General features: G+C 64.6%; 9 protein-coding genes. 3 read left to right on the top strand and 6 right to left on the bottom strand.

The features are described from left to right. From BM222_RS39335 to BM222_RS39320, 4 genes are all read right to left on the bottom strand, one after another. The coding region (locus BM222_RS39335) for a transposase (protein WP_143106016.1) at positions 1 to 304 on the bottom strand (304 nt) is incomplete at its 3' end. A 175-nt stretch (positions 305 to 479) separates the two neighbouring features. Continuing rightward, positions 480 to 1,667: a mannonate dehydratase gene (gene uxuA, locus BM222_RS39330; RefSeq protein WP_177243753.1), complete on the bottom strand. Its 1,188-nt coding sequence runs from the start codon at positions 1,665 to 1,667 to the stop codon at positions 480 to 482. 16 nt (positions 1,668 to 1,683) lie between these two features. Then, positions 1,684 to 2,733 (bottom strand): L-idonate 5-dehydrogenase, encoded by a 1,050-nt coding sequence (locus BM222_RS39325; RefSeq protein WP_092239957.1) that lies wholly within the window; start codon positions 2,731 to 2,733, stop codon positions 1,684 to 1,686. A gap of 64 nt (positions 2,734 to 2,797) precedes the next feature. Further along, positions 2,798 to 3,607, bottom strand: a complete 810-nt coding sequence (locus tag BM222_RS39320; protein WP_177243752.1) for a FadR/GntR family transcriptional regulator — start codon at positions 3,605 to 3,607, stop codon at positions 2,798 to 2,800. Between the two features lie 128 nt (positions 3,608 to 3,735). Here BM222_RS39320 and BM222_RS39315 point away from each other — a divergent pair, with 128 nt between their 5' ends. The 3 genes from BM222_RS39315 to BM222_RS39305 all read left to right on the top strand — a co-directional run bounded on the left by BM222_RS39315 (position 3,736) and on the right by BM222_RS39305 (position 6,708). Then, positions 3,736 to 5,205, top strand: coding sequence for a mannitol dehydrogenase family protein (locus BM222_RS39315; protein ID WP_092239960.1), 1,470 nt, complete (start codon positions 3,736 to 3,738; stop codon positions 5,203 to 5,205). An 89-nt stretch (positions 5,206 to 5,294) separates the two neighbouring features. Further along, positions 5,295 to 5,702, top strand: a complete 408-nt coding sequence (locus BM222_RS39310; RefSeq protein WP_092239955.1) for a nuclear transport factor 2 family protein — start codon at positions 5,295 to 5,297, stop codon at positions 5,700 to 5,702. Between the two features lie 148 nt (positions 5,703 to 5,850). Beyond that, positions 5,851 to 6,708, top strand: a complete 858-nt coding sequence (locus tag BM222_RS39305) for an SDR family oxidoreductase (protein WP_092239959.1) — start codon at positions 5,851 to 5,853, stop codon at positions 6,706 to 6,708. Positions 6,709 to 6,749: 41 nt separating this feature from the next. Here BM222_RS39305 and BM222_RS39300 read toward each other — a convergent pair whose 3' ends face one another. Both BM222_RS39300 and BM222_RS39295 read right to left on the bottom strand, forming a co-directional pair. Next, a complete protein-coding gene (locus tag BM222_RS39300; RefSeq protein WP_092239954.1) occupies positions 6,750 to 7,637 on the bottom strand; it encodes a dienelactone hydrolase family protein in 888 nt (295 codons plus the stop codon). A 630-nt stretch (positions 7,638 to 8,267) separates the two neighbouring features. Next, the gene (locus tag BM222_RS39295) at positions 8,268 to 9,293 is read right to left on the bottom strand and encodes an IS110 family RNA-guided transposase (RefSeq protein WP_143106014.1); all 1,026 of its coding nucleotides are present in this window, start codon (positions 9,291 to 9,293) and stop codon (positions 8,268 to 8,270) included. Positions 9,294 to 9,396 lie beyond the last annotated feature (103 nt).

The following is a 9,396-nucleotide window of genomic DNA, read 5'->3' as shown; positions in this document are numbered from 1 at the left end:
CAGCAAGGATCGCGATCGACTTTTTTAAAATGTCGCGCTCCATGCGCAACTGCTCGTTTTCCCGCTGTAACCGTGCGATCACGTCAGCCTGGTCCGCCGACGGCACCGACGCTTGCGACGTGGGCGCCGCGGCGCTGCCGCCGGCTGCTACCGTGCTCCGCTCCTTCACCCATCGACTGAGCACGGAGCCATCGAGCCCGAGCTCTTTCGATACCGACTTCGCCGAGCGACCGCTCGACAAAACCAGATCAACTGCCTGCCCCTTGTACTCGTCCGAATATGACCGACGCTGCCGTTTCGCCATCCGACACCTCTCTCTGCCTAAGCTATAGGTGTCCACCAATTTAGGGGAGGCCCACGGGAGGCTCGCCTCTCTCCACGTCATTGCGAGCGCAGCGAAGCAAATCCAGAGTCTTTCCGCGGAGGGATTCCGGATTGCTTCGCTGCGCTCGCAATGACGATGTGGATAGAGCTTTGCCTCAGCGATGCTCGATCGCCCGGATCGCGCCTCGCAGTTCGGCCAGGCCGCGGAGCCGGCCGATTGCGGTGTAGCCGGGATTGGTGCGCTTGGTGGCGACGAGATCGTCGAGCATGCGATGGCCATGATCGGGGCGAAATACGATCTTCTTGTCCGGTGACCGCCGCGCGTTCTCCTTCAACAGCGCCTTCAATACCGCGACCATGTCGACGTCGCCGTCGAGATGATCGGACTCATGAAACGACAGCCCATCCGCCTCGCGCTTGGTTGCGCGCAGATGCGCGAAGGCGATACGGGGACCGAAGCGTTCCGCCATGGCAGGCAGATCGTTCTCGGCGCGCACGCCGAGCGAGCCCGTGCAGAGGCAGATGCCGTTGGCTTTTGACGGTACGGCGTCGAACAGCGCCTGGTAATCCTCAGCCGTGGAAGCGATGCGCGGCAGGCCGAACAGCGGCCGCGGCGGATCGTCCGGATGCAGCGTCAGCGAGACGCCGAGCTGCTCGGCCACCGGCGCCACGCGCGCCAGGAATTCGGCGAGATGCTGCCGCAGGATTGTTGGCGTGATGTCGCGATAGGCGTCCAGCTTGTCGCGGAATTGGGGAATGGTCATCGGCTCGGTGGTCGAGCCCGGCAATGCGCTGGCGATGACCATGATGAGATAGTCGATATCGGCCTGGCTCATCTGGTCGAACAGCTTTTTGGCACGCGCCTGCTGCTCGGGCGAATAGTCCTGCACGGCGGCCGGGCGCTCCAGGATATGCAGCTCGAATGCCGCAAACCGCTCCTGGTCGAAGCGCAGGGCGCGCGCGCCATTGGGCAGCTTCCATTCGAGATCCGTGCGGCACCAATCGACCACAGGCATGAAATTGTAGCAGATGATCTTGATGCCGCAGGCGGCCACCGCCTCCAGGCTCGCGATCCAAGCATCGATCGACTTCGTCGCCTTCCCGCCGAGCCGCTTGACGTCATCAGGAATCGGAATCGATTCCACCACCGACCAGGTCAGCTGCGAACGGCCGGGCTGGCCGTTCTCGATGAAATTCTTGCGCTCCTCGACCGCCTTCCGGGTCCAGGCCTCCCCGATCGGCACCTGATGCAGCGCCGAGACGATATCGCTCGCCCCAGCCTGCCTGACGTCGTCCAAGGACACGGGATCATTGGGCCCGTACCAGCGCCATCCCTCGCGCATCATGCATTGTCTCCAATCAATTGGCGGTCAGCACGACCTTGACGCTCTGCGAGCGATCGAGCGCCAGCCGCAGCGCATCCGGCGCGGTCGAGAGCGGTCGCTCGGCGGTGACCAGCGACAGCACGTCGACGCTGCCGGCCCCGATCAGTTCCACAGCCGTCATGAATTCGAGCCCGAAGCGAAACGAGCCGCGCAGGTCGATCTCCTTGGCCATCACCGCATTCGACGGCGTCGGAATCTGACCGCCCGGCAAATTGCCGATCTGCACGACGATGCCACCGCGCCTGACGATGCCGATCGCGCTGGCAAGGCCAGCAGCCGTACCCGAGACCTCGAACGCGACGTCATAGGGACGCGACGCCGCTTGCGTCTTCAGGCCCTCTTCACCAGTGGAGACGTTCTCGACATGGGACGCACCGAGCCTGGTCGCGAAGGCCAGCGGTGCCGGCGCGATATCGGCGACCGTAACGTCGGCCATGCCGGCGCGGTGTGCCGCCAGCATGGTCAACAGCCCGATCGGGCCGGCGCCGAAGATGATGCCGCGCTTGCCCTGGATATTGCCGGCGCGCGCGACCGCGTGCAGGCAGACGGCGAGCGGCTCGGCGAGCGCCGCGGCCTGATAGGACACATGTTCGGGAATTTTGACGCATTGCGCCGGGACCGCGTCGAAGTAGTTCGCAAAACCGCCCTGCATGTGCGGCGTCTTCGACGCCGAGCCCATGAAGTAGATGTTCTCGCAGAGGTTCTGCCGGCCCTCGCGGCAGGCGCCGCAATGGCCGCACCAGCGCGACGGGTTGACGGCGACGCGGTCCCCGACCGTCAAATTGGGCGCCGAACCGGCGATCTCGACGACCTCGCCCGAGATCTCGTGACCGAGCACCAGCGGCGACTTCACCACGAAATCGCCTGTCCGGGCGTGGCGGAAGTAATGCATGTCGGAACCGCAGATGCCACCGGCGCCAAAACGGATGCGCACCATGCCATCCGCGAGCTTGTCGAGCGGGTGCTCGATCATGCGCAGATCTTCGGGGCCGAACAGGGTTGCGGCGAGATAGGTCGAGGTCATTGGGAAAATCCTATTGCTTCTGCAGCTTCGTTCACTCGCCGTAAAACAGACGAGCCGTCCAATCTCATCGCCGCCGCGCGCTGCCGCTCTTGGCCTGCACGGCAGACGGTCGTTTTGGCGTCGTTGGCTCAGTTCCGGATCGCGCCACCCGCTTCCGCGCTGACGGCGACCCTGTTGAGGCCTCGGCGCCGAAGTTCTGCGCAAAGCGCTCCTGCGAATGCGCGAGGTGATCGCGCATGGCATCACGCGCCGCTTTAGGCTGGCCCGCTGCAATCGCATCGCGCACGGCCCGGTGCTCGTCGAGCGCGGTGCGCCACGTCGTGGGGTTTTCGAAATAGTGCGCAAGCTGCGCGAAATAGGGATTGAGACGCTGGTCGAACAGCTCGCCGACCACGCGGACCAGCACGGCGTTGCCGACGCTTCCGGCGATCGCGATATGGAAGGCGCGATCATGGACCATCGACGCTTCGCCGGGGTGCGCGACATTCTCCATCGCGACCAGCGCTGCGTCGATGCGTGCGATGTCGTCCTTCGTCGCCACGCGCGCGGCCTGCTGTGCGATCGCGCTCTCGAGGAATTCGCGGGCGCGCAACAGCTCGAACGGTCCTTCGATGACGGCGGAGGGCGCTGGCGTTGCGTCGGCGGGATCCGTCACATAGATGCCGGACCCGACGCGGATGCGGACGCGGCCCTCGACCTCGAGCGCGATCAGGGCTTCGCGCACCGTCGGCCGCGAGATCTTCAGCTGCTCGGCGAGCTCACGTTCGGTCGGCAAGCGGCTGCCGACCGCGTACTCGCCGCTGTCGATCAGGCTTCGCAATTGATCGGCGACCTGGCGATAAAGCCGTCTCGCCTCCACAGCTTCCAGCGGCACGCCGGCCTCCCCAAAAGGTCCGCCGGCCGGGGCGGGCCCGCCAATAAAATTGGTCTGACCAATTGGCCGGAGCATTGACCGTCGACGGGGTCCATGTCAAGCAGCGGCCAATCAGGGGAGATACGACCATGCGGCTTGGCAGCTCCAATCTCGACCAGCTGCCGGCGGCCATCCGCCCCCCGGCCTATGACCGTTCGCGCGTCACCCCAGGCATCGTGCATCTCGGCCTCGGCGCGTTTCATCGTGCGCATCAGGCTGTCGTCATCGACGATTGTCTTGCCGCGGGCACCACATCCTGGGGCATCGTTGGCGCAAGCCTGCGCAGCCCTGATACGCGCGATGCCCTCGCCCCGCAGGACCATCTCTATACGGTCGCCGTGCGTGCCGCCGAAGGCACCGAGCATCGCATCGTCGGCGCGCTGCTCGAGAGCGTGGTCGCACGCGAGAAGCCGGCCGCGCTGGTCGAGCGGATGGCCGATCCCGCCATCCGCATCGTCTCGCTCACGGTCACCGAAAAGGGCTATTGCCACACGCCGCAGACCGGCGATCTTGATGAGCGGCATCCTGACGTCGTGCACGACCTGAACAATCTCGATAGGCCGCGCTCGGCGCCTGGCTTCATCGTGGCGGCGCTGGCGCGCCGGCGGGCGCTGGGTGTTCAACCGTTCACGGTGCTGTGCTGCGACAATCTCGCCGCCAATGGCCATACCGTGCAGCGGATCGTCACGCAATTTGCTGCGCTCCACTCGAAGGAACTGAGCAAATGGATCGCGGATACGGCCACCTTCCCCTGCACCATGGTCGACCGCATCGTGCCTGAGACGCAGGAGACCGACCGCGAGGCGGTCGCCGCGGCTCTCGGGATGCGTGACGCCTGGCCCGTCATCACCGAGCCGTTCACGCAATGGGTGGTCGAGGATCGCTTTGCGGCAGGCCGGCCCGATCTCGCGGCAGCAGGCGTCGCGCTCGTCGCCGACGTCAAGCCGTTCGAACTGATGAAGCTGCGGTTGCTCAACGCCAGCCATTCGGCGCTCGCCTATCTCGGCTATCTCGCCGGCTACGAGACCATCGCCGATACGATGCAGAATCCGCATTTCGCGCGCCTCGCTGCGCGGGTGATGGAAGATGCCGCAGTGACGCTGACGATGCCCGCGGGCACCGATCTCGCCGCCTATCGCGCCTCGCTGCTCAAGCGCTTTGCCAATCCGGCGCTGCATCATCGCACCTGGCAGATCGCGATGGACGGCTCGCAAAAACTGCCACAGCGCCTGCTCGGCGCGATGTATGATCGCCTCGCCAGGAATCTGCCGATCGCGACCCACGCACTCGCGGTGGCCGGCTGGATGCGCTACGTCACCGCAACGGACGAGCAAGGCCGCGCCATCGACGTTCGCGATCCCCTCGCCACCGAGCTTGCCGGCCTCGCGCGCGAAGCCGGTCCCGTGGCTGAACGGCTTGCGCCTGCATTGCTCGGCGTCACAAAGGTGTTCGGGCCGCTCGGGACTGAGCCGCGGCTGCGCGAGGCCGTGACCGCGGCGCTCGGCCGGCTTTATGCGCACGGTGCGCAGCACGCGGTGGAGACGCTGGTTCCGGCGTGACCACAAAGTGGGCAGCAATGCTGCATTGCGTTCAAAGTCGTACAGAAGTCGCGCTTGATTTTTGCCTGTCATTGGCCCACGCGGGAGGGATGGCAAAGGACAGCAAGGTCATCGCCGCGAACGCGGCTTTTTACACCGCCTTCTCGACGGGCGATTTTGACGGCATGAAGCAGATGTGGGCGGATGACGACGCCATTTCCTGCATTCATCCCGGCTGGCCCGCGATCATCGGCCATGCCACCGTGATCGGCAGCTGGCGCGACATCCTGCAAAATCCGGAACGCCCGCAGATCGTCTGCGCCGAGCCGCAGGCGATCGTCGACGGTGACAGCGCCCGCGTGCTCTGCATCGAGATCGTCGACGGCACTGCGCTCGCCGCCGCCAACCATTTTCGCCGTGTGGGCGATGGCTGGAGACTGGTGCATCACCAGTCGAGCCCGATCGCGCAGATTGTCGAGCAGGCCGAGGACGATAGAGCGAGCCACCGGGTGCACTGATCCGCGGTGAAGACTCTGACAGGAGCGGCCATCGCCCGAGGCAGCAGGCGAGTAAAATCGCAATCGCTTTTGTCGGATCCAAAAATCTCTTATGAGCGAGCGACGCGCTGACAGCGCCGACGGGAACTCCGACCTGCACGGGAGACGCATGCGGCTCTTCATCCTTGGCCTTGGCTACAGCGCCCGGCATTTCGTCCGCAGGTTCGGCGGCAGCTTCTCGCATGTCGCCGGCACGGTACGCGATCCCGCCGGGCGGGGCGACCCGGCCGGCATCGAGCTGCACGGTTTTTCCGGCAGCCGTCCGGCTGATGCGACGGTCGACCGTCTCGGCGAGGCGGATGTCCTTCTGACCTCCATCCCGCCCGGCAGCACCGGTGATCCCGCCCTCGCGGTGCTCGGCGATACGCTCGCGACAAGCCGCCGCAAGGTCGTCTATCTCTCCACCATCGGCGTCTACGGCGATCACGCCGGCGGATGGGTGGACGAGAGCACCCCGCCGCAGTCTTCCCTCGAGCGCGCGCGGATGCGCGTCGCAGTGGAGCAGGCCTGGATGGAGGCGGCGCACGGCAATGTCGCGATCCTCCGTCTTGCCGGCATCTACGGCCCCGGCCGCAACGCGCTGGTAACGCTGCGCAGCGGGAGGGCCAGGCGTATCATCAAGCCCGGCCAGATCTTCAACCGCATCCATGTCGATGACATCGCGAGCGCGATCATGGCAGCGATCCAGCATCAGGACGGCGGCACCTGGAACGTCTGCGACGACGAGCCCGCGCCGCCACAGGACGTGATCACCTATGCCGCGCAGCTCATGGGCGTCGCGCCACCCGCTGAAGAGGCCTTTGCAACCGCGGAGATGTCGGTGATGGCGCGCAGCTTCTATGCAAGCAGCGCCCGCGTCTCCAATGCGAGATTGAAGCGCGAGCTTGGTGTGACACTTGTCTACCCGACCTATCGGCACGGCCTCGATGCATTGTGGCATGATGGCGAGGGGAAGCTTGCGCCCTGAGACAAAAGGGCGGCCGATGGGCCGCCCTTTGCAATTCTGCATCAGCTCAACACGCCATATTTCCTGAACCAGGCTTGCGCCTGCTTCCAGGCATCCTCCGCAGCGTCCTTGCGGTAGCTGCCGCGATAGTCGGCATGGAAGCCGTGGGGCGCGTCCGGATAGATCTTGAACTCGGCCGTTTTCTTGTTCTGCTCGAGCGCCGCCTTGAGTTGCTCGACCTGCGCCACGGGAATGCCGGTGTCGGCGCCGCCATAGAGGCCGAGCACGGGCGCCTTCATCTCGGGCGCGAGCTGCAGTGGGCTCTTCGGCCACAGCGGATTGGGCGGATCGACCGGCGGACCGTAGAAGGCGACGCCGGCCTTGAGCGCGCCGTTATGGGCAGCATATTCCCAGACCATACGGCCGCCGCGGCAGAAGCCGATGATGCCGAGCCTGGTGGTGTCGCCGCCTTGCGATCCCGCCCAGGCAGCCGTTGCATCGAGATCGGACAACAGCTCAGCATCCGGCTTGGCGTTGATGATCGGGAGGATGTCCTTGATGTCGGTGACCTTGGTGAGATCCGTGCCCTTGCGGAAATAATAGTCGGGCGCAACGGCGAAAGCGCCGAGCTTGGCGAGGCGCCGGGTCACATCCTTGATGTATTCGTGCAGGCCAAAGATCTCCATCGCGACGATGATCACCGGCGCCTTGGTGTTGCCGGCGGGACGGGCGAAATAGGCAGGCATCTCCTCGGAGCCAACCTTGATCTTGGCGTCGCCGGCTTGGAGACCGCTGGTGTCGGTGGTGATCACGTCGGCGCGCACGGGACCTGCCGCCAGCGTGTAGCCGGCAGCGACGGAGGCAGTGGCGCTCATGAATCCGCGACGCGACACAGGGGCGACTTTCGTCAACCCGACGACGTCGGCTGTCACGGTGGTTTCAATGCTCAATGGTCGATCCTTCCTGATGAGTGCCCCAGTGTCTTGCCCTGATTCAGGCGACGCATTCGCCAATAATTGGCGGCGAAACGCAAATCACCAGCCTGCGAGCTTTCGCCACGTCAACCGCTCGTGGCGGGAGCGCGGAGACTGAGCGGCAGACACAACGCGTTGCGCACAGCTGGGTATGTTTGATCCGTCATCCTGAGCTGCAAGCGATGGAGCGCAATGCGCTTCATCGGGAGCCTCGAAGGATGGACGGCCCCGATGCAGCCGGGCCGCCGCACTTCGAGGGCCGCTGAAGAAGCGGCCACCTCAGGGTGATGGGGTAGACTGTAGTTCGCTGCCGTCCACATCGTCATATGTGGACGGCCCCTATTGGCAAGCGCTTTTTGAAGTGTGGAGCGAGGTTGGTCTGCTTCGGTCATATGTCCGGCCTTTTGGTGCGGGCTTTATGACCGCTGGCCCTGATGAAATCCGATTGCCCTGGTCCCTATCATTGCGGCGAGCTTGGTGGCTCGTGACGATGTCGGGGTGTCCATGGTTTTCGGCGGTGACCGTATCGCTCATCACTTCTTTCGTGCTTACCAATCTTGAACCGGGATACTCCTCGTGAAGGCTGTTTGAGACGGTGAGGTGCGCTCACGCCTTGACATAGGTGTCGGTACGGAAGCCCTCGCCCGTGGTCATGATCGCCCAGCAGATCCTTGCCAGCTTATTGGCCAGAGCCACGGCGACCAGCCGCTCGGGCTTCCTGGCCCGCAGCGCGTTGATCCAGTCGGCCAAAGCGCCTGTGCGCTTGCCTACGACACGCAGCACTGAGGTTGCCCCCGTGACGAGCATTTTGCGGATGTAGCGGTTGCCCTGCTTGGTGATTGCGCCGAGCTTCTCCTTGCCGCCGCTCGAATTTTGCCGGGGCGTCAGACCGAGCCATGCCGCGAAGTCACGCCCCGATTTGAACACGCCCGGATCGGGAACACTGGCCGCGACCACCGACGCAACCAGGGTCCCGACGCCTGGAATCTCGTCGAGCACGCGGCTGATCGGGTTTTGCTTGTGCGCCCTGGCGAGTTCCTCTTCCACGGTCGTGATCGAGGCGTTGAGCCCTTCCAGATGTTGAGCGATGCAGGTCACTGCGGCCGCGGCAATGGGCGGAAGCGCAGCATCCGCCTTCGCCTGCGCCAGGAGTTCATCGACGCGGCCGATACCCTTGGCGGCGACAATGCCGAACTCGGCCAGGTGGCCGCGCAAGGCATTGACGGCCATCGTGCGCTGCTTGATCAGCAGCTCGCGGGTCTTGTGCAGCATCAAAATGGCTTGCTGCTCCGCGCTCTTGATCGGCACGAAGCGCATATCCGGTCGGGACATCGCCTCGCAGATCGCAGCCGCGTCAACCGCGTCGTTCTTGCCCCGCTTGACATAGGGCTTGATGTAAGTGGGCGGGATCAGGACTACCTCGTGTCCCATCGCGACCAATTGGCGAGCCCAATAATGCGCCGAACCGCACGCCTCCATACCGACCCGGCAGAGATCGATCTGCGAAAAGACCTCGTGCAGCTTCGAACGCTTCACCTTGCGCGAAATCGATCGGCCACCCTCGCTCTCGAGCCCATGAACCTGAAAATAGTTCTTGCCCAGATCAATCGCGGCTCTGATAAACTTCGTCATGGACAGTCCCCCTCTTTGTGGCGCTGCGGCGACCACGTTTTGGCACTTGATGCCGTTTAGGTGGGGCCGTCCACAACATCATTGCGAGCGCAGCGAAGCAATC

It is taken from the genome of Bradyrhizobium sp. Gha (assembly GCF_900113735.1).
In the GTDB taxonomy this organism is placed as follows: domain Bacteria; phylum Pseudomonadota; class Alphaproteobacteria; order Rhizobiales; family Xanthobacteraceae; genus Bradyrhizobium.
Note: the sequence above shows the minus strand (reverse complement) of the source record. Positions and strands in the feature narration are given on the sequence as shown.